The organism is Lactobacillus sp. WILCCON 0058 (genome assembly GCF_057198005.1).
In genome coordinates this window covers 1,812,670-1,832,774 of sequence record NZ_JBUBHM010000001.1, presented here as the reverse complement: position 1 = coordinate 1,832,774, position 20,105 = coordinate 1,812,670, and the positions used below count along the sequence as shown (strand labels likewise).

Sequence of the window (20,105 nt, the reverse complement as noted above, 5' to 3'; positions counted from 1 at the left end):
TCTATTCAAATCTCTTAGAAGTCGAAAGCCAAAGCGCCCATTGGGTCCCATGGCAGAAGTTCGATTGGGTTCTTCTTGCCTTCGTCGTAAGCTGCCTTAACGTCTTCTGGCAAGTAGGCCTTGTTCAAAACAGCCTGGTAAACGAATTGGTCGAACCATTCGTCGCTCATGACGAAGTAGCCCTTGAAGCCTGGCTTGTCGCCCCATGAGTTTTCGATCTTCCACTTGGTTGGCTTGCCGTCAACCAGGTCAACGGCAGTGATAACCATGGCGTGATTCATCATGCTTTCGCCTGAGTCCAGACGGTCAGCCTTGCTCATTGAGAAGTCGTAGTCAAAAAGCTGGTCTCTTTGGTAGATCTTGGTGTCCAAAAGCCCGGCTTCCCGGTCGCCGCCCTTGGAAACGTCTGAACCAAACCAAACGACTTCGCCTTGCTTCAATTGGTTGACGATCAAGTCTTTGAACTTGGACAGTTCCAGGTTGAGGTGGCGGACTTGCCGGCCGCCGACCACGTTGCCCAGGTATTCAACTGAGAAGACCTTGTTGTATGGCTTGTCAGCAGTAGGCCCGTTGATGACTGAGATGTAGTTTTCCAGGTCCCAGCCAATGTACTTCTTGAAGAAGTCTTGCGGGGTGATTTCCTTGTCGATGTGGTAGTTGCCGTCATCGTCAGTGTATTCGAAGTTGAAGCTCTTTGGCGGCAAGCCCAAGGAAGTAGCCAGCATGCGGAAGATGGCGTCCAAAAGTTCTGCCTTGTGAGCTTCTACTTCTTCTTCGCTCTTGCCTTCGTTTACCAAAGCGCGCAGTTCCAAACCGCCCTTGCGGAGCATGGTGTTCAAAGTGTCGTCCAAAGCACGGGAGTTTTCTGAGTTAGCCGTTTCTGGGTAAACCTTCTTCGGCACGATCCCGTACTTTTCAATCAAGCCGCAGAGCATGTCCCATTGCCCGCCGTCTGATTGCGGAGTGGCAAAGAGGAAGGAGACCTTCCGGTCGCCCAGCGGCTTGTCAGCTGAGGAGATCACATTTTCAAAGAAGAAGTTGGACTTTTCAAACTTGTCCCAGAAGAAGGTGTAGCTCTGTGACAATTCAAAGCCCTTCAGCTTGAATTCCTTTTGGATTGAGTGACGCATGGTGTTCAAAGCACTGAACATCCAGCAGCGGCCTGACTGCTTTTGGTTGGTAACTGAACCAGTGTCGATTTCCACTGAGAAGGTCGGGTCCAGGTCAATCTTGCTTTGGGTGCTTTGGCTGGCCTTGAAGATCCCATTGGTTTGGGCAGCGTTGGCAGCTACCCCGTAAGCTGGGTGCTTGCTCAAGTTGCTGGTGAAGTTTTCGATCGTGTCAAAGCTGATTTCTTTTGACATCCTATTGCCTCCTGTTTTCTCTTTTTTTCTTTTTAAAAAACTGTCTAAGCTCATTTTAGCCCATTAAAAATGTTCCGTCTATCAAAGCAGCTTAATTTGCAGGTCTGCCGGCCCAAATGTTCGTTAATTCCCCGTGCTTTTGGCAATAAGCAATCACCTGCGGGTCCAAAGGCCAAACTTTTAAGCCCGTCTCCTGGCAAATCTTTGCGACTTGCGCCATGACTTGGTCCAAAATTCCTTCCGGGGCTCCCGGCGCGATAAAAAGCTGGTTCATGACCCAGACCGGGCCGCTTTTCCGTTCAATCAAGAGGAGGGGACTTTTGGCAACTAACTGGCCGTCAGCCTTGATTTCAATGACTTTTTCTCTTTCGTCTGGCATAGCTTTTCCTTTCAAAGCGGCAAGTATTTTGTGATCCTTGCCTTTTCCTTTGCTGTCTTAACTAGTGTAAAATAGATGTCTAGATAATTAAAGGAGCAAAAACAATGAACAGAGTAAGAGGCTTTGAAGTAGTTAAGAAGTATGAAGGACAAGGCTTGACCCTGCCCCGCCGGCAGACTTTGGCCAGCGCCGGCTACGACATCGAAGCGGCCCGCGACATCACCATCCCCAGCATTTGGAGTCTGAACTTCGTCAGGATCTTCCGCTTGATCAGAAACGGCCACGACTTGATCGAAAGCGACCTTTTGCAGGCTGAAGAAGTCTTAAAGCCGATCTTAGTCCCAACTGGCATCAAGGCCTACATGCCAGAAGACGAAGTTTTGATCCTGGCCAACCGATCATCCAACACCTTCAAGCGCAACCTGTCCTTGCCAAACGGGATTGGCGTCATCGACAGCGACTACTACAACAACCCCAACAATGAAGGGGAGATCTTCGTCCAAGTCTTGAACTACGGCGTCCGTCCCCTCAAGATCAAGAAGGGTGAGCGGATCGCCCAAGGGATCTTTATCAAGTACCTGAAAACTGATGACGACCAGCCAATTGAAAGCCAGCGTTTAAGCGGCTTTGGCTCAACCGGCAAGAAGGGCGGCAAGTAATGGCCAGAGCTAGAACCCAGTACAAGTGCCGCTCTTGCGGCTACATCTCCGCTTCTTACCTGGGCCGGTGTCCTAACTGCGGGGCCTGGAACCAGTTTGAAAAAGAAAGCCAGGAGGTCCGCCAGACTTCAACTAAGGCTACCCCCAGCCGCTTGATGGCCAGCGTGGGGGCTAAAGAAGCAGTCAAAATGTCCACCATCAAGGCGGAAAAAGAAGAGCGGATTTTAACCAAGTCTTCAGAACTCAACCGGGTCTTGGGCGGCGGAATCGTTCCTGGCTCCTTAGTCTTGATCGGCGGGGATCCCGGCATCGGCAAGTCCACTTTAATGTTGCAGATCATGAGTGAACTGGCGGAAAAATACAAGGTCCTCTACGTCTCCGGGGAAGAATCAGCCAGCCAGATCAAGCTGCGGGCTGACCGCCTGGGCCTGGGCCAAAGCCCCATGCTTCTCTACCCGGAAAGCAACATGGAACACATCCGCGACCAGATCGACGACGTCAAGCCAGATTTTGTCGTCATCGACTCTATCCAGACCATGAACGAACCAAGCCTGGACTCCATGGTGGGCTCAGCTTCCCAGGTCCGGGAAGTTACCGCTGAACTGATGAAGATCGCCAAACTTGACCAGATCACCGTCTTCGTCATCGGTCACGTGACCAAGGAAGGGTCCATCGCCGGGCCGAAAATCCTGGAGCACATGGTTGACACCGTCCTTTATTTTGAAGGCGACGAGCACCATGCCTACCGGATCCTGCACTCAGTCAAGAACCGTTTTGGGGCGGCCAACGAAATAGGCATGTTCGAAATGAAGACTGAGGGCCTGGCCGAAGTGACCAATCCTTCTGCTGTTTTCTTAGATGAACGCCTGCCCGACTCAACTGGGTCAGCCGTGGTCGTTTCTTTAGAAGGCACCCGGCCGATCTTAGGTGAAATCCAGGCCCTGGTTACCCCAACCGCTTTTGGCTATGCCAAGCGGACGACTTCTGGGCTTGACTACAACCGGGTTTCCCTGCTTTTAGCCGTCTTGGAAAAAAGAGGCAACCTCATGCTGCAAAACCAGGACGCCTATTTATCAGCCACTGGCGGCATCCGCTTAAACGAACCAGCCATTGATTTAGCCATCGCCATGGCTATTGCTTCCAGCTACTATGACAAGGAAATCTCAGCGACTGACTGCTTTGTCGGGGAAATCGGCTTAACCGGGGAAGTCCGCCGGGTCAACCAGATCCAGGCCCGGGTCAAGGAAGCCGGCAAGGTCGGCTTTAAGCGGATTTTTATCCCTAAATACAATATGAGCCCAAGCCTTAAGGATTTGGGGATTGAAGTAATCCCGGTTTCCAGCGTCCGCCAGGCCCTCCACTACCTTTTCTCATAGAGAAAAGGTATGTAATCCTTTCATTAATTTTGCATTTTTTCTTGCTAAAAAGCTGGCAAGAACTACAATGTAGTATATCGGTTGAAAACAGATGGAAAGGAAAATTATTAATGACAGTTCCAGTATTTTATTCAATCAGTGACGATTTCACCCCATACGCGGCCGTCTCACTGCACTCTTTGGTCAAGCATGCTGACCCAAAGCGTGATTACACGGTAACTTTTTTGCACCAGGGCTTAAGCCAAGAACATGAAAAGGCCCTGGCTGCTTATAACAGAGACAATGTCCACATCAAATTCTACGAGATGTCTGACGAACTCTTGAAGCCAATCCAGGACCGGAAGGAAAACTACCTGCGGGGTGACTTCTTCACCATGTCCATTTTCTACCGGCTCTTTATCCCTGACCTCTTCCCGGAATACGACAAGGTAGTCTACATCGACAGTGACACGGTTTTGAATGACGACATCGCCAAGCTTTATGACCATGACTTGGGCACTAACCTCTTGGGCGCCTGCACCGACTCCTCGATCCAGTTTGTGGAGAAGATGCTTCGCTACATTAAGGAAGTTTTGACTCTGGATCCGAAGAAGTACATTAATTCAGGGATGCTGGTCATGAATGCCAAGGCCTTTAGGGAAGAAAACTTCGTTGACAAGTTCTTCAGCCTCTTGGGCCGCTACCACTTTGACTGCATTGCCCCGGACCAGGACTACTTAAATGAAATCTGCTCTGGCCGGATCAAGTACCTGGACGGCCGCTGGGATGCCATGCCAAACGAAAATACTGAGGCTCTGACTAACCCTGGCCTGATCCACTACAACCTCTTCTTTAAGCCATGGCACTTCAGCGGGATCCAGTATGAAGACTACTTCTGGACCAATGCTGAAGAGACCGTTTTTGCTGAAGAATTGAAGGCAGAACTGGCCAAGACGACTGATGAAGAAAGAGATGTTGAATACCACAAGCTTGACCACATGCTGGGCAAGCTGGATACGACCTTGCAGGATCCCAACAACTGGGCCCGGGTCAAGGAGAGAGAACAAGTAACTTTATAATTCACAGAGAATGCCTTCTGAGTTTTAACTTGGAAGGCTTTTTTAGTCCCTTTGGAGAATTTTTGGGAAAAATAAGCCGAAAAACGAGATTTTTAAAGCAAAAGTCGCTACAATTAAGTAGTCAAGAGTAAATAATAAAAGAGTTATGATGTTTGGGCGAAGAAAATGATTAAGACGAAAATCACAGATGCTTTTCATGCTTTTCAAAAAAAGATAATGGGAAATGGCCGCCCAAAGCCAGACCAAGTCATCAGCCTGCTCGACTTAGTCAAAGACGAGCTGGGCTTGGCCATGGTCTATGTCTGCGAAAACACGGCTGGTGGCAGCCAGTTTTTATATCAATATTGTTCTCATGGCGATAACTTTTCAGCCATGCACCACAACCTGCTGATCGCCGAAGGGCAGGAACGCGACACGACTTACGAACTTTTGCGCCAGGAGAACCCGGTAGTTTTGACGGGGGAATACTTCAGCAACAGGTTTGCCATGGCAGCTGGCAATCTGGTCTACAGCTACTTCAGCGGGAGCATCTGTCAGGGCTTCGTTTGCTTTCAAAAGGAAAAGCAAGCTGGCCAAGTCTGGAATGAAGAGGAAAAGGAAACGCTGACGATTCTGGCCAAGCTGCTCTGGCCCTTAGTCGCTCAAGACCAGATTGCTGCCCAGGTTCGGGTCATCAGCGCTAATGCTGGCAATCTGTCAATGGTTTGGATCTATCCCAAGGTCAAGACGGCTATTTTTTCCAAGGACCTGCGGACCCGGTTTGGCCTCAGCAACTATTACCGAGCCAAGTCGATTGGGGATTTTTGCCAGAGTTTCGTGGCCTATAAAGACCAAGATAAAGTAGTGGCTGCTTACCAAAAGGCCCTGCAAGGCAAAGAAATGGAAGTTAGCTGCCATGCTTTCCAGCACAGTGATAAGCTGCACTTGACTATCGTGTCCAACCGCTATGACTTTGAAGGGCAGCCTGAACAATTAGTGGTTTTCATCAGAAGAGCCAACGAAGTTTCCAAGGACCGCCTGGAGCGAAGCAAGCGGCTGGAAGCCTACCGGGAATTCCAGCTGATCTACAGCCGGGACAATATTTTTGAACTTTTTCTCGATCTGACTCAAAATCAAGCCACCGTCTTCAAGGCGCCTTTGTCCTGGCAGTCGGTTCTGGAGCAAGGAGACAACTATGACCAGCTTCTGCACCTTTTCGCCAGTCAGCTGGTCTTGCCCAACAGCCAGCAACCGCTTTTAAATGCCTTGAACTGTGATAATCTGCGTCGGCAGTTGACCCAGCAGTCCAGCTTCTTTTTGACTGCTCATGTCCAAGTTGAAAACCAGCAGCGGCTTTTGGAATTTGAAGTCATCGAAGGCCGTTCTGGCAACCATCGGGTGCCGCAGAGCGCGATCGTGGTCGTCAAGGATGTGACTGACAAGCGGGTTTCCCGCTACGACTCTTTGACCGGCCTGCTCAACATGCATAACTTTCTTTTGGAAGTTGGTCAGAAGTGGCAGCCAGGTGGCCAGCTTTTGGTCATGAACGTGGAGAATTTCAAGTTTTACAACATGCGCCATGGCCTGGAACAAGGGGACCGCTGCTTGATCGAAATCGCAGAACTTTTGAAGGAGCTCTATCCAGGTGCTACATTAGCCCGCTTTAACGCGGACAACTTCTATGTTTATGATCCAGATCCTGGCGACTGGGAATTGCGGATTATCCGCCTGCATACCCGCTTAAAGCGGCTGCCTTTGGCCAACCAGCTGCGGATGCGGGTTGGGGTTTACCAATATTCTGACAAGGTGACCGCTTCTTTGGCCTGTGACCGGGCCAAGCTGGCCTGTGACCAGGCTAAAAAACAGCCCGAGCAGAGCTGGTGTCTGTATACTCCGGCCATGCAGGAAAGAGAAGAATTAAAGCAGTATTTGATTGACCACTTGGATGATGCCCTTAGAAATCACTACCTGCAGGTTTACTACCAGCCGGTCATCCGGACTTTGACTGGCCGGCTTTGCAGCGCGGAGGCCTTAGTCCGTTGGATTGACCCGGTCAAAGGATTTTTGTCACCTGGGGATTTCATTCCTCTTTTTGAGGAGATGAACCTGTCTTACAAGGTTGACCGTTATGTCATCCAAGAAGTGACTAAAATGATTCGCGAGCATATGGACAAGGGCTGGCCGGTCATCCCGGTTTCAGTCAACCTTTCCCGGGCAGACTTCCAGATGATGGATCCACTGACGGAATTAAACCAGGCCATGCGCAAAAACAACTTGCGCCGGTCTCTGGTGCATGTGGAAATCACTGAAAGTGCCCTGTCTAAAGACGTGGATGGCTTAAAGCGGGCCATCCACAACTTCCGCCAGGCTGGCTACGAAGTCTGGATGGATGACTTTGGCAGCGGCTACTCTGCCTTGAACTATCTCAAGAATTTTGAATTTGATGAGATCAAGCTGGACATGATCTTTATGAAGGACTTTGATGAAGCTTCAAAAAAGATTGTGACTGCCTGTGTAAAGATGGCTAAAGATTTGGGCATTCACACCTTGGCAGAAGGCGTTGAGACCCAGCAGCAGCTGGACTTTTTGCGGTCAATTGGCTGTGAGCGGATCCAGGGCTATTACTACAGCAAGCCTTTGCCGCCTGATAAACTCTGCCAGTTGATTACCGAGAAGGGGATCGAGATCGAAAACTGGGGGCAGAGCAAGTTTTACCAGCAAGTTGGCTTGGTGGACCTGGTCAGCGACAAGCCGATCTGCCTGGTCTTGGACGATGGCAGCCAGTTCAGCATGCTTTATGCCAACGAAGAATTCCAGAAGGAGATCAAGCGGTCGCCTGCTCTTTTTGATCGGATTATCAACGACTGGAACAAACCGGATTCTGCAACTGCCAAACAGCTGCACGCCTTTGCCAAAAAGGTTGGCCAAGGCGGGGAAAGCTACTTTGACTTCAAGCAAATCGGCCAGTATCTCCGGCTAAGTGCCAAGCAAATCGCGAAACTCGAAAATTATCAGATGCTCTTGATCAACCCAAGCGACATCACGGTTCAATATCTGAAATAAGCAAGAAGCAGTCAAATTGGCTGCTTCTTTTTTTACTTTCTGCCCGCGAAAAGTTGAAAAAACAAAAATTTTCAAAAAACTTTTTATTCATTTAACTCAGGAAAAGCCCAAAATCCGAACGATTTTTCCAAAAATACAATTTTCCCAAAAATGAAAGAGGATTTTAAAAAGAGAAGAGAAAAAGAACTTTTACAACACCTCCTGGTGTTTGGCGAAAAAGACAATTAAAAGGCAAAAGTTGACGAAAAAGAAAAAACAAGGTAAAGTATTAAATGTCTTCAAGGCAAGCACGAAGCGCTTTCGTAAAGAAAGGCAATTGAAGGCAAAATAAAAAATATCAGAAAGCTGTTGACAAGAAGTCGGCAAGCGAGTAAGATATAAAACGTTGCGTCACTTGACGCAAGTTGGTACTTTGAAAACTGAACAAAGTTTCGCAGTGTGCGGGTCAAACATTGTTTGATCCAAACAAATAAGCGAAGTCAATTCGCAAGCAAATAATCTGGAGCAGATTAAAAAGAGCTCAATTTTCAAATTGAGAGTTTGATCCTGGCTCAGGACGAACGCTGGCGGCGTGCCTAATACATGCAAGTCGAGCGAGCTGAATTCAAAGATTCCTTCGGGATGATTTGTTGGACGCTAGCGGCGGATGGGTGAGTAACACGTGGGCAATCTGCCCTAAAGACTGGGATACCACTTGGAAACAGGTGCTAATACCGGATAACAACATGAATCGCATGATTCAAGTTTGAAAGGCGGCTTTTAGCTGTCACTTTAGGATGAGCCCGCGGCGCATTAGCTAGTTGGTGGGGTAAAGGCCTACCAAGGCAATGATGCGTAGCCGAGTTGAGAGACTGATCGGCCACATTGGGACTGAGACACGGCCCAAACTCCTACGGGAGGCAGCAGTAGGGAATCTTCCACAATGGACGCAAGTCTGATGGAGCAACGCCGCGTGAGTGAAGAAGGTTTTCGGATCGTAAAGCTCTGTTGTTGGTGAAGAAGGATAGAGGCAGTAACTGGTCTTTATTTGACGGTAATCAACCAGAAAGTCACGGCTAACTACGTGCCAGCAGCCGCGGTAATACGTAGGTGGCAAGCGTTGTCCGGATTTATTGGGCGTAAAGCGAGCGCAGGCGGAATGATAAGTCTGATGTGAAAGCCCACGGCTCAACCGTGGAACTGCATCGGAAACTGTCATTCTTGAGTGCAGAAGAGGAGAGTGGAACTCCATGTGTAGCGGTGGAATGCGTAGATATATGGAAGAACACCAGTGGCGAAGGCGGCTCTCTGGTCTGCAACTGACGCTGAGGCTCGAAAGCATGGGTAGCGAACAGGATTAGATACCCTGGTAGTCCATGCCGTAAACGATGAGCGCTAGGTGTTGGGGACTTTCCGGTTCTCAGTGCCGCAGCAAACGCATTAAGCGCTCCGCCTGGGGAGTACGACCGCAAGGTTGAAACTCAAAGGAATTGACGGGGGCCCGCACAAGCGGTGGAGCATGTGGTTTAATTCGAAGCAACGCGAAGAACCTTACCAGGTCTTGACATCCTGTGCTACACCTAGAGATAGGTGGTTCTCTTCGGAGACGCAGAGACAGGTGGTGCATGGCTGTCGTCAGCTCGTGTCGTGAGATGTTGGGTTAAGTCCCGCAACGAGCGCAACCCTTGTCTTTAGTTGCCATCATTAAGTTGGGCACTCTAGAGAGACTGCCGGTGACAAACCGGAGGAAGGTGGGGATGACGTCAAGTCATCATGCCCCTTATGACCTGGGCTACACACGTGCTACAATGGGCAGTACAACGAGAAGCGAACCCGCGAGGGCAAGCGGATCTCTTAAAGCTGTTCTCAGTTCGGACTGCAGGCTGCAACTCGCCTGCACGAAGCTGGAATCGCTAGTAATCGCGGATCAGCACGCCGCGGTGAATACGTTCCCGGGCCTTGTACACACCGCCCGTCACACCATGGAAGTCTGCAATGCCCAAAGTCGGTGGGATAACCGCAAGGAGTCAGCCGCCTAAGGCAGGGCAGATGACTGGGGTGAAGTCGTAACAAGGTAGCCGTAGGAGAACCTGCGGCTGGATCACCTCCTTTCTAAGGAAAACAGATGGATGGAGAGCAGAAATGCTAAGAGAAATCCATCAGTTACGGAAGCACACTGCAAAGAAACTTTGTTCAATTTTGAGAGTATCAACTCTCACTTGTACGTTGAAAACTGAATATCTTAATTCCAAGAAAAAACCGAGAATCATTGAGATCAATGAAAACATTGCAAAGCGACCGAGAGAGTTCGAAAGAACAGACTTGCAAGGTCAAGTGAAGAAGGGCGCACGGTGAATGCCTTGGCACTGGAAGCCGATGAAGGACGCGACTAACCGCGAAAGTCTTCGGGGAGCCGTAAGTAGGCTTTGATCCGGAGGTCTCCGAATGGGGGAACCCAGCATGTGCAGACATGCTATTCTTGTGTGAATACATAGCACAAGAAAGGAACACGCAGTGAACTGAAACATCTAAGTAGCTGCAGGAAGAGAAAGAAATATCGATTTCCCAAGTAGCGGCGAGCGAACAGGAAAGAGCCCAAACCGGCAGATTTATCTGCCGGGGTTGTAGGACTGAGACATGGCACTTCAGAGGATAGCAGAAGCGTTTGGGAAGACGCGCCAGAGAGGGTGAGAGCCCCGTAAGCGAAATCCAAAGAAGGCCTATCAGTATCCTGAGTAGGGCGGGACACGTGAAATCCCGTTTGAATCCGCGAGGACCATCTCGCAAGGCTAAATACTAACCAGTGACCGATAGTGAACCAGTACCGTGAGGGAAAGGTGAAAAGAACCCCGGGAGGGGAGTGAAAGAGAACCTGAAACCGTGTGCCTACAAGTAGTCAAAGCCCGTTAAGGGGTAATGGCGTGCCTTTTGTAGAATGAACCGGCGAGTTGCGTTAGTCAGCAAGGTTAAGTCAGAAAAGACGGAGCCGCAGCGAAAGCGAGTCTGAAGAGGGCGAGCAGTTGGCTGACGCAGACCCGAAACCAAGTGACCTACCCATGACCAGGTTGAAGGCGCGGTAAAACGCGCTGGAGGACCGAACCCACGTAAGTTGAAAATTGCGGGGATGAGTTGTGGGTAGCGGTGAAATTCCAAACGAACTTGGAGATAGCTGGTTCTCTCCGAAATAGCTTTAGGGCTAGCCTCGCAAAGAGGATGCTGGAGGTAGAGCTCTGTTTGGACTAGGGGCCCGTCAAGGGTTACTGAATTCAGATAAACTGCGAATTCCAGACATTTATGTGCGGGAGTCAGACTGCGAGTGATAAGATCCGTAGTCGAAAGGGAAACAGCCCAGATCACCAGTTAAGGTCCCAAAATTCATGCTAAGTGGAAAAGGATGTGGAGTTGCGCAGACAACTAGGACGTTGGCTCAGAAGCAGCCATCATTCAAAGAGTGCGTAATAGCTCACTAGTCGAGTGACGCCGCGCCGAAAATTTACCGGGGCTAAGCATGATACCGAAACTGTGGATGTGCATTATGCACGTGGTAGGAGAGCGTTCTAGCGGCGGTGAAGCATGACCGAGAGGACATGTGGAGCTTCTAGAAGTGAGAATGCCGGTATGAGTAACGAAAGACAGGTGAGAATCCTGTCCGCCGCAAGACTAAGGTTTCCTGGGGCAGGCTCGTCCGCCCAGGGTAAGTCGGGACCTAAGGCGAGGCCGAGAGGCGTAGTCGATGGACAACAGGTTGAGATTCCTGTACTGCACCGAATCGTTATGAGCGATGGAGGGACGCAGGAGGCTAGCAGCGCGTGGTGCTGGATACCACGTTCAAGCGTCAAGTCTGAGAGCGAGTCAAATGCTTGCTCTCATAAGGACAAGGCGTGATGAGGAGCGAAATTAAAGTAGCGAAGGCTGCGACGTCACACTGCCGAGAAAAGCTTCTAGCCAGAGACGGTGCACCCGTACCGCAAACCGACACAGGTAGTCGAGGAGAGTATCCTCAGGTGAGCGAGAGAACTCTCGTTAAGGAACTCGGCAAAATGGCCCCGTAACTTCGGGAGAAGGGGCGCTGGTCGCAAGATCAGCCGCAGTGAAAAGGCCCAAGCAACTGTTTATCAAAAACACAGGCATCTGCAAAATCGTAAGATGAAGTATAGGTGCTGACACCTGCCCGGTGCTGGAAGGTTAAGAGGAGAGCTTAGCGCAAGCGAAGGTTTGAATTGAAGCCCCAGTAAACGGCGGCCGTAACTATAACGGTCCTAAGGTAGCGAAATTCCTTGTCGGGTAAGTTCCGACCTGCACGAAAGGTGTAATGATTTGGGCACTGTCTCAACGAGAGACTCGGTGAAATTATAATACCCGTGAAGATGCGGGTTACCCGCGACAGGACGGAAAGACCCCATGGAGCTTTACTGCAGTTTAATATTGGGTATCTGTCAAGCATGTACAGGATAGGTAGGAGCCTGAGAAGATAGGACGCCAGTCTTATCTGAGGCGCTGTTGGGATACTACCCTTGCTTGACGGATGCTCTAACTCAGGCCTGTGATCCAGACCGAGGACAGTGTTTGACGGGCAGTTTGACTGGGGCGGTCGCCTCCTAAAGTGTAACGGAGGCGCCCAAAGGTTCCCTCAGAATGGTTGGAAATCATTCGCAGAGTGTAAAGGTAAAAGGGAGCTTGACTGCGAGAGAGACAACTCGAGCAGGTACGAAAGTAGGGCTTAGTGATCTGGTGGTACCGCATGGAAGGGCCATCACTCAACGGATAAAAGCTACCCTGGGGATAACAGGCTTATCTCCCCCAAGAGTTCACATCGACGGGGAGGTTTGGCACCTCGATGTCGGCTCGTCGCATCCTGGGGCTGAAGTCGGTCCCAAGGGTTGGGCTGTTCGCCCATTAAAGCGGCACGCGAGCTGGGTTCAGAACGTCGTGAGACAGTTCGGTCCCTATCCGTCGTGGGCGCAGGAAATTTGAGAGGAGCTGTCCTTAGTACGAGAGGACCGGGATGGACGCACCGCTGGTGTACCAGTTGTCTTGCCAAAGGCATCGCTGGGTAGCTATGTGCGGACGGGATAAGCGCTGAAAGCATCTAAGTGCGAAGCCCCCCTCAAGATGAGATTTCCCATTTCTTCAAGAAAGTAAGACACCTCAGAGACGATGAGGTAGATAGGCCGGGAGTGGAAGAAGCGTGAGCTTTGGAGCGGACCGGTACTAATCAGTCGAGGACTTGACCAAAAGAGCAAAGCAATGAAGGTTTTGACTTGGAAAGAGATATTCAGTTTTGAGCGTGCAAGCTCAAGCAAGAGTGCGGTGGCAATGGCAAGAAGGATACACCTGTTCCCATGCCGAACACAGCAGTTAAGCTTCTTAACGCCGAAAGTAGTTGGTGGGAAACTGCCTGCGAGGATAGGAAGCTGCCGCGCTCGATCAGCCAGACTGTCTAGCCTGGCTTTTATCATGCGGAAGTAGTTCAGTGGTAGAACATCACCTTGCCATGGTGGGGGTCGCGGGTTCGAATCCCGTCTTCCGCTTAGCATCAAGAGATGCTTAATTGAATAAATGCACCCATAGCGCAACTGGATAGAGTGTCTGACTACGAATCAGAAGGTTGTAGGTTCAAGTCCTACTGGGTGCATTGGAGGATTAGCTCAGCTGGGAGAGCATCTGCCTTACAAGCAGAGGGTCACAGGTTCGAGCCCTGTATCCTCCATCTGGCCCGTTGGTCAAGTGGTTAAGACACCGCCCTTTCACGGCGGTAACATGGGTTCAAATCCCGTACGGGTCATTGCCGAAAGGCATAACAGAATATTTGGTCCATTGGAGCAGTGGTCTATCTCGCCTCCCTGTCACGGAGGAGATCGCGGGTTCAAATCCCGCATGGACCGTCACTGAGAAGCAGGTAGATACCTGCTTCTTTTTTGTGTTTTCGTTTATTTTTTCTTTCTGTTATTTTTCTTTTCTTTCTAAATTTCCTTGGCTGATTATTTTACTTTAGAAACAATCTGTTTTCTTTTTGACAATTGCTTGTCAAATCGTTTTTAGTGTACTAGAATAAATAGTACAGTAGAGACAGCTAGAAAGGAGCGAGCTAGTGGACTTTATTGACTATTTGGACAGCCGGCCGATTTACCAGCAGATCGCTGACAGATACAAGCAGCTGATTCTGACTGGAGTCATGCTGCCGGACGAGCAGCTGCCATCGGTGCGGAAGTTGGCCATGGAATTGTCGACTAACCCTAATACAGTGCAGAAGGCATATGCCGCGCTGGAACGGGAGGGATACGTATACAGCGTCAAGGGCCGGGGAAATTTCGTCCGGGCCAATGAAACGCTGAAGAGCAAGCAAAAAGAAGAGCTGAAAGGGAAAATGATTGATTTAATTAAGGAGATTCAAGCTGTGGGACTTGATCCACAAGAATTGTTTGCTGAAGCCATGGAGGAGGCGGCAGAAGATGATCGAGATTGATGCACTAAACAAGGATTATGGGCAGACTGAGGCCATCAAGAACCTTAACCTGACCATTGAAGAAGACCGGGTCTTTGGCTTGATCGGGACCAACGGGGCCGGCAAGAGTACTCTCTTGCGGATGATCGCTGGCATCTTGCGGCCAACTTCTGGCCATATCACCATTGACGGCCTGCCGGTTTATGACAATCCAGCTGCTAAAGAAAAGTTTTGCTTTATTCCGGATGACCCCTACTTCTTTCCAAATGCCACAGCTGAGTCTATGGCTAAGGACTACGCGGCAGTTTACCAGGACTTTGACCAAGAGCGTTTTGCCAGCTTGCTGGCCGACTTCCGCTTAGAGCCTGAGCGCCGCATACACGACTATTCTAAGGGCATGAAGCGGCAATTAGCTATCCTGCTAGGATTATGTGCTAACACCAAGTACCTGCTCTTAGACGAGGTTTTTGACGGCTTAGACCCGGTTATGCGGCAGAGCATGAAGAGTTTGTTTGCCGAAGACATGGACCGGCGACAATTAACCCCGATCATTGCCTCTCACAACTTGCGGGAATTGGAAGATATTTGTGACCACATCGGTTTCCTGCACAGCGGCGGTCTGCTTTTATCAGAAGACCTGGCCGACATGAAGCTGGAAATCCAGAAATTGCAGTGCGTCTTTAAGGACGACCGGGACATGGAGGAAGTCCTGGGCAAGCTGAAGGTGGTTGACCACAGCAGCCGGGGCCGCCTGCACACTTTGGTAGTGCGGGGGAGCCGGAGTGAAGTCGAAGCGGTCTTTGACCATGTGCCGATGACCTTCTTCGAAATCCTGCCGTTGACCTTGGAAGAAATCTTTATTGCAGAAGCGGAGGCAGTTGGCTATGACACGCGCAAACTCATCCTTAAATAAACATGCTCTGCCGCAAAAAGAAATCCTGCGGCATCGGAAGGTTCCCGTAGCCTTGACTGTTTTGGTCATGGCCATGTTCTACATCGTTGGGACCATGCTTCTCTTGATTAGTGGTGAAGAACCATATGAAAGCCTGCAGAGTGCGGTTAGATACTACTTCAATTACCGAAATTCTGTAACGCCGATTATCACAGGACTTTTCGGCGTCTACTTCGGCTTTGAAGCCTTTCGCTATTTGCATGTACCGCGGCAAGTAGACTTCTATGAAAGTCAACCCATCAGTCGCAAGACCCGGTATATCGGAATCACGGTTAACAGCCTGCTTACTTTCAGCGTTATTTACCTTGCCTTTTTCTTGGTCGGTCTGACGATTTGCATGGCCGCTGGGGCCAACGTGATGACCAACGCTGGAATATGGCAGAGCTGTTTGAATAATTTACTGACCTTTTCAGCCTGGTACGGGATTGCCGTTTTGAGCATGATGGTCACGGGGAATACTTTTGTGGCTGGCTTAGCCACGATCTTTTTCTCCTGCTTTGAACTGGGTGTGCTCTTTCTGTATTCGACTTTCTTTAGCTCCATTGCTCATACTGCTGGTACTGATGACTATGGCTGGCAACCATACACCAATCCTTGGTCGCAGGCCTTTAACAGCAATCACTGGCTTGGGATAGGCTTAAACCTGCTTTGGACTGTTCTTTACCTGGGTCTGGCATACTGGGCCTACCAGAAGCGAGCCAATGAAAAAGCTGGCAGAGCTGTTACCTTTGCTTGGATTGAGCAGGCAGTAAAAATTATCTTGGTTATCTTCTTCGCAGCCTTTGGCGGGATTTTAGGCTACTTGATTTCTGGAAACAAATTTGTTTGCGGAATCTTGGGTGCTGTTATCATTGGCTTGCTGACCGCAAGCATCATGGAAGTTATCTTCAAGTTTGATCTGGCCGCATGGAAGAACCACTTTGGCCAGGGATTGCTGTTGACCGCGGCTGGCTTGGCAATTTTTGTCGGTATGCACTGGGGAGGTAAACAGTTCGACAACTGGTTGCCTGCAAGTGATCAAGTGGCCAGCGTAGCAATTGCTCCGGATGACCGAGCTTTTAGCGCCTACTATATTGGCCAGTCTGCCGATAGTACTAGCGCAAATGAATACGCGGCCAAGTACATGTATTTGCCGTCTTCAAACGAGCTCTTGCAACTTGCTAAAGCCGGCAGCAAGCAAAGCCAGAAGACGGATCACGATCAAGCAACGATAATCCAGCTGCGCTTCTTGTTCAGAATGAAGAATGGCCAGGTTAAAACCAGAGTTTATAATATGCGGGAAGAGGATCTGGATAAATACTTCGAGCAGATCAGTAAAACAAAGGCTTACAAGCGGGGCTACTTCCAGATCTACCATGACCAGATGATCATGGACAAGCTGGGCACCGTATCCATTGCCTATAAGAGCGGCAAGAAGACGGTTAAGCTGGAAGACGGCAAGCTTTACAGCGAATTCCGCAAGGCTTACAAGCAAGACTTGGCCAAATGGGATTACAAGCTGGCCAGCCGGCAGAAACCAGTCGGTAGGATCAAGATCGACTGGGCAGCGACAAAGTCAGATAGTGCTACGGTTGAATACCCGGTTTACGCCAACTACAGCCACACGATTGCTTTCTTGAAGAAAAACAAGCTATATGACGAAACGCCGTTAAAGAATTCTCAGTTGGGGGACTTGGACTACTATATTAACGAAGATTACTAAGCCGAAAATCAAGCCAATTTAACTTAAAAACTTTACTTTTTCAGCTATTTGTTCTATCATTAAAACAATTATGCACTAATATTATTTTAATTATTTAGGAGGACAGATGGCGAAAGAACACGAAAACGCGGACGGAACGGTCCGGTCTTTATCGAACCGGCACGTACAGATGATTGCCATCGGGGGCACAATCGGGACTGGTCTCTTCTTGGGGGCCGGCAGCACAATCTCTGCCACCGGGCCGTCAGTCATTTTGATTTATGCTTTTATGGGTGTCTTCTTCTTCTTTATGCTGCGGGCATTGGGAGAAATGTTTTACTCAGACCCCAACCACCATACCTTCGTTTCATTTATTACTAAATACCTGGGGCCAGCGGCGGGCAACTTTGCCGGATGGTCCTATTGGATCGGCCTGCTCTTTGCCTGCATGGCCGAACTGACAGCAGTCGGGACTTACTTCCAGTACTGGTTCCCGCACGCGCCACTTTGGCTGGTTGAGCTTATCTTTTTAGGAGCCTTGACCCTGCTGAACTTAACGGCAGCCCGCCTCTTTGGGGAAACTGAATTCTGGTTTGCCATGATCAAGATCATCGCTATTATTTCCATGATCTTGACCGGGATCTTCCTGGTGGCGGTCCACGCAAAAACTCCAGTTGGCTATGCTTCTTTAAGCAACTTGACCAAGAACTTCAAGCTGGCGCCAAATGGCACTTATGCCTTCTTTACGGCCTTCCCGATGGTCTTCTTCTCCTTTGCGGGGATTGAATTCGTGACCATTACGATCGGGGAAGCCGCGGACCCGCACCGGGTGATCAAGAAGGCAGTCAACGAGACCCTTTTGAGAATCTTGATCTTCTACATCGGTACTTTAACTGTGATCATGTGCGTGGTCCCTTGGCGGTCAGTGTCTGCCTCAAGCAGTCCGTTCGTCCAGGTCTTCCAGCTGGCTGGCTTCACCACGGCAGCTTCAGTTTTGAACTTCGTGGTTCTGACTAGCGCGGCCTCAGCCTTGAACTCAACCATCTTCTCAGCTGGTCGACACTTCTTCCAATTGGCAGAAGAAGCCCACCGGGGCAGCTGGCTGAAGAAGCATTTTGCCAAAATCTCCCCGAATGGGGTACCGGCAAAGGGAATCATGATCTCGGTTCTGTTCTCTTTGATCGCGCCGATCCTCAGCTTCTCAAACACGGCGATTGAAGCCTTCAGCATGGTCGCCGGGGCAACTAGTGACATCTTCATCCTGGTTTACGTCCTGGCCCTGCTGGCTCACCGTAAGTACCGCAAGTCCAGCGACTTTTTGCCGGACGGCTTCAAGATGCCTTTTTACCAGGTAACCAGTCCCTTGACGATTGCCTTCTTCCTGGTCATCTTCTTCAGCCTCTTCTTCGTCAAAGAAGATGTCTTCGGTGCCAGCCTGGCCACAGCCTGGGTCATCTTCTTCGGTGGCTTCTGTTACTTCCACCAGCGGCGGAAGGACAAGCAGGCCGATAACTAAAACTGAATCAAACAGATTATACAGTCATGACCGTGTCATGGCTGTTTTTTGTTGATAATGTTAGCTTTTCCGGTAAAAAGTAAGCGAAAACAAGCCTAAAAAGCTGGACGTTTTTGTGAAATCCGAATGCTTTTCTTGACATAGCCTGGCAAAGAGAGTATCTTAAATAGATATTAAAAATTAAAAACGATTGAAAGGCGGAAATTGGATGGCATATAATAAAATGTTGGTCCTGCAGACAGACTTTGGTTTAGTAGATGGGGCGGTCAGCGCCATGCATGGGGTGGCTCACACGGTCGCCAGCGACATCAATGTCTCTGACTTGACCCATGAAATTCCCCCTTACGACATTTGGAATGCCTCTTACCGGCTTTACCAAACCATCAAATACTGGCCAGCAGATACGGTCTTCGTCTCTGTCGTTGACCCAGGCGTTGGCTCAGCCCGCCGGTCAATCGCCGTCAAGACCAAGTCCGGCCACTATGTCATTACCCCAGACAACGGGACTTTGACCCATATCTACAAGTATGAAGGGGTGGAAGCTGTCCGGGTGATTGATGAAAACAAGAACCGCCTGCCGCACTCCCAGGAAAGCAACACCTTCCATGGCCGGGATGTCTACGCTTATAACGGGGCTATGCTGGCTAGCGGGCAGGTGGCTTTTGAAGAACTTGGCGAAGAAACACCAGTCGACAGTCTGGTGACTCTGCCGGTGATTGAACCCCGCCTGCAAGGCGACACGGCCGTCGGTACTATCGATGTTTTGGACGTCCGCTTTGGTTCCTTGTGGACCAACATTCCTCTGGAAATGGTTAAAAAGCTGTCTATCGACCGGGGCGACAGCCTTTTGGTTACCATCTTGCACCAGAATGTGGCCGTCTACCAGGAACACATCCCATTTGTCCGGTCATTCGCGGAAGTCAACCTTGGCCAGCCGCTGGTCTACATCAACTCCCTGGTCAACATCGGGATTGCCCTCAACCAGGAATCCTTTGCCGCTGTTCACCACATCGGTACCGGGACCGACTGGCAGGTCAAGATCAGCAAGGTCAACAAGTAAAAAATAGGAATTGGAGAGAATTTTTATGAATAAGGATATGTGGAAGTTAAGCCCTAAGAATATTGCTGCCTTGGGGATCGGATCAGCCGTTTTCGTGATTGTCGGCCGTTTTGCCTCAATCCCAAGCGGCTTGCCAAACACCAACTTTGAACTGGTTTACGCCTTCCTGGCCATGATTGCCATGATTTACGGGCCAACGGTCGGCTTCGGGGTCGGTTTTATCGGCCACGTGCTTTTGGACCTCATCATGTACGGGCAGACTTGGTGGAACTGGAACTTCGCGGCAGGCTTTTTGGGCTTCTTGATTGGCCTCTACGCTTTGCGCGTTAACCTTGACCAAGGTGAATTCAGCACCAAGGAAATGGTCATCTTCAACGTCGTGCAGGTTGCGGCCAACGCTATCGTTTGGTTCCTCTTAGGGGCCGTGGGTGACATGGTCTTGAACAGCGAACCAGCTGCCAAGGTCTTTGCCCAGGCCGGCTTGACCACTTTGATGGATGGCTTGACCATCGCGGTTTTAGGCACCATCCTGCTTAAGCTTTACGCCGGCAGCCGGGTCAAGAAGGGCAGTTTGCACAAGGATTAAGGAATTAA

12 protein-coding genes, 5 tRNA genes and 3 rRNA genes are annotated in these 20,105 nt (G+C 49.9%); 18 read left to right on the top strand and 2 right to left on the bottom strand.

The genetic code is table 11. The features are described from left to right. Positions 1-14: 14 nt before the first annotated feature. Complete coding sequence (gene pepC / locus ACYVUU_RS08430) at positions 15-1,364, bottom strand: aminopeptidase C (RefSeq protein ID WP_484500636.1); 1,350 nt, start codon at positions 1,362-1,364, stop codon at positions 15-17. A 91-nt stretch (positions 1,365-1,455) separates the two neighbouring features. After that, positions 1,456-1,743: a hypothetical protein gene (locus ACYVUU_RS08425; RefSeq protein ID WP_439775740.1), complete on the bottom strand. Its 288-nt coding sequence runs from the start codon at positions 1,741-1,743 to the stop codon at positions 1,456-1,458. Positions 1,744-1,847: 104 nt separating this feature from the next. On the opposite strand from ACYVUU_RS08425, the gene ACYVUU_RS08420 reads away from it, so the two are divergent. The 18 genes from ACYVUU_RS08420 to ACYVUU_RS08335 all read left to right on the top strand — a co-directional run bounded on the left by ACYVUU_RS08420 (position 1,848) and on the right by ACYVUU_RS08335 (position 20,097). Further along, a complete protein-coding gene (locus ACYVUU_RS08420; protein ID WP_412137139.1) occupies positions 1,848-2,402 on the top strand; it encodes a dCTP deaminase/dUTPase family protein in 555 nt (184 codons plus the stop codon). Next, on the top strand, positions 2,402-3,778 hold the full coding sequence (gene radA / locus ACYVUU_RS08415; RefSeq protein ID WP_484500635.1) for a DNA repair protein RadA: 1,377 nt from the start codon (positions 2,402-2,404) through the stop codon (positions 3,776-3,778). Before ACYVUU_RS08420 ends, radA begins: the two co-directional genes overlap by 1 nt. A 110-nt stretch (positions 3,779-3,888) precedes the next feature. Further along, positions 3,889-4,836, top strand: coding sequence for a glycosyltransferase family 8 protein (locus ACYVUU_RS08410; protein WP_484500634.1), 948 nt, complete (start codon positions 3,889-3,891; stop codon positions 4,834-4,836). A gap of 216 nt (positions 4,837-5,052) precedes the next feature. Beyond that, positions 5,053-7,878: a putative bifunctional diguanylate cyclase/phosphodiesterase gene (locus ACYVUU_RS08405; protein WP_484500633.1), complete on the top strand. Its 2,826-nt coding sequence runs from the start codon at positions 5,053-5,055 to the stop codon at positions 7,876-7,878. A 528-nt stretch (positions 7,879-8,406) separates the two neighbouring features. Then, positions 8,407-9,969 (top strand): 16S ribosomal RNA (locus ACYVUU_RS08400). A gap of 216 nt (positions 9,970-10,185) precedes the next feature. Then, positions 10,186-13,092, top strand: a 23S ribosomal RNA gene (locus tag ACYVUU_RS08395). Positions 13,093-13,163: 71 nt separating this feature from the next. After that, positions 13,164-13,280 (top strand): 5S ribosomal RNA (gene rrf / locus ACYVUU_RS08390). The 16S, 23S and 5S rRNA genes sit together here with 5 tRNA genes alongside, the layout of an rRNA operon. A 36-nt stretch (positions 13,281-13,316) precedes the next feature. Then, a tRNA-Gly gene (locus ACYVUU_RS08385) sits at positions 13,317-13,388 on the top strand. A 30-nt stretch (positions 13,389-13,418) separates the two neighbouring features. Beyond that, positions 13,419-13,492: transfer RNA gene (locus ACYVUU_RS08380), tRNA-Arg, on the top strand. A 2-nt stretch (positions 13,493-13,494) separates the two neighbouring features. Further along, positions 13,495-13,567: transfer RNA gene (locus ACYVUU_RS08375), tRNA-Val, on the top strand. 3 nt (positions 13,568-13,570) lie between these two features. Continuing rightward, positions 13,571-13,642 (top strand) — tRNA-Glu (locus ACYVUU_RS08370). A 26-nt stretch (positions 13,643-13,668) separates the two neighbouring features. Further along, positions 13,669-13,742: transfer RNA gene (locus ACYVUU_RS08365), tRNA-Asp, on the top strand. A 206-nt stretch (positions 13,743-13,948) separates the two neighbouring features. Next, a complete protein-coding gene (locus ACYVUU_RS08360) occupies positions 13,949-14,323 on the top strand; it encodes a GntR family transcriptional regulator (RefSeq protein WP_003611829.1) in 375 nt (124 codons plus the stop codon). Continuing rightward, the gene (locus ACYVUU_RS08355) at positions 14,310-15,215 is read left to right on the top strand and encodes an ABC transporter ATP-binding protein (RefSeq protein ID WP_439775444.1); all 906 of its coding nucleotides are present in this window, start codon (positions 14,310-14,312) and stop codon (positions 15,213-15,215) included. The genes ACYVUU_RS08360 and ACYVUU_RS08355 overlap by 14 nt, the downstream gene beginning before the upstream one ends. After that, positions 15,187-16,956 (top strand): DUF6449 domain-containing protein, encoded by a 1,770-nt coding sequence (locus ACYVUU_RS08350; protein WP_484500632.1) that lies wholly within the window; start codon positions 15,187-15,189, stop codon positions 16,954-16,956. The genes ACYVUU_RS08355 and ACYVUU_RS08350 overlap by 29 nt, the downstream gene beginning before the upstream one ends. 106 nt (positions 16,957-17,062) lie before the next feature. Continuing rightward, positions 17,063-18,451, top strand: a complete 1,389-nt coding sequence (locus tag ACYVUU_RS08345) for an amino acid permease (RefSeq protein WP_484500631.1) — start codon at positions 17,063-17,065, stop codon at positions 18,449-18,451. A 208-nt stretch (positions 18,452-18,659) separates the two neighbouring features. Next, a complete protein-coding gene (locus tag ACYVUU_RS08340; protein ID WP_439775447.1) occupies positions 18,660-19,511 on the top strand; it encodes an SAM hydrolase/SAM-dependent halogenase family protein in 852 nt (283 codons plus the stop codon). A gap of 25 nt (positions 19,512-19,536) precedes the next feature. After that, positions 19,537-20,097: an ECF-type riboflavin transporter substrate-binding protein gene (locus tag ACYVUU_RS08335; RefSeq protein WP_439775448.1), complete on the top strand. Its 561-nt coding sequence runs from the start codon at positions 19,537-19,539 to the stop codon at positions 20,095-20,097. Positions 20,098-20,105 lie beyond the last annotated feature (8 nt).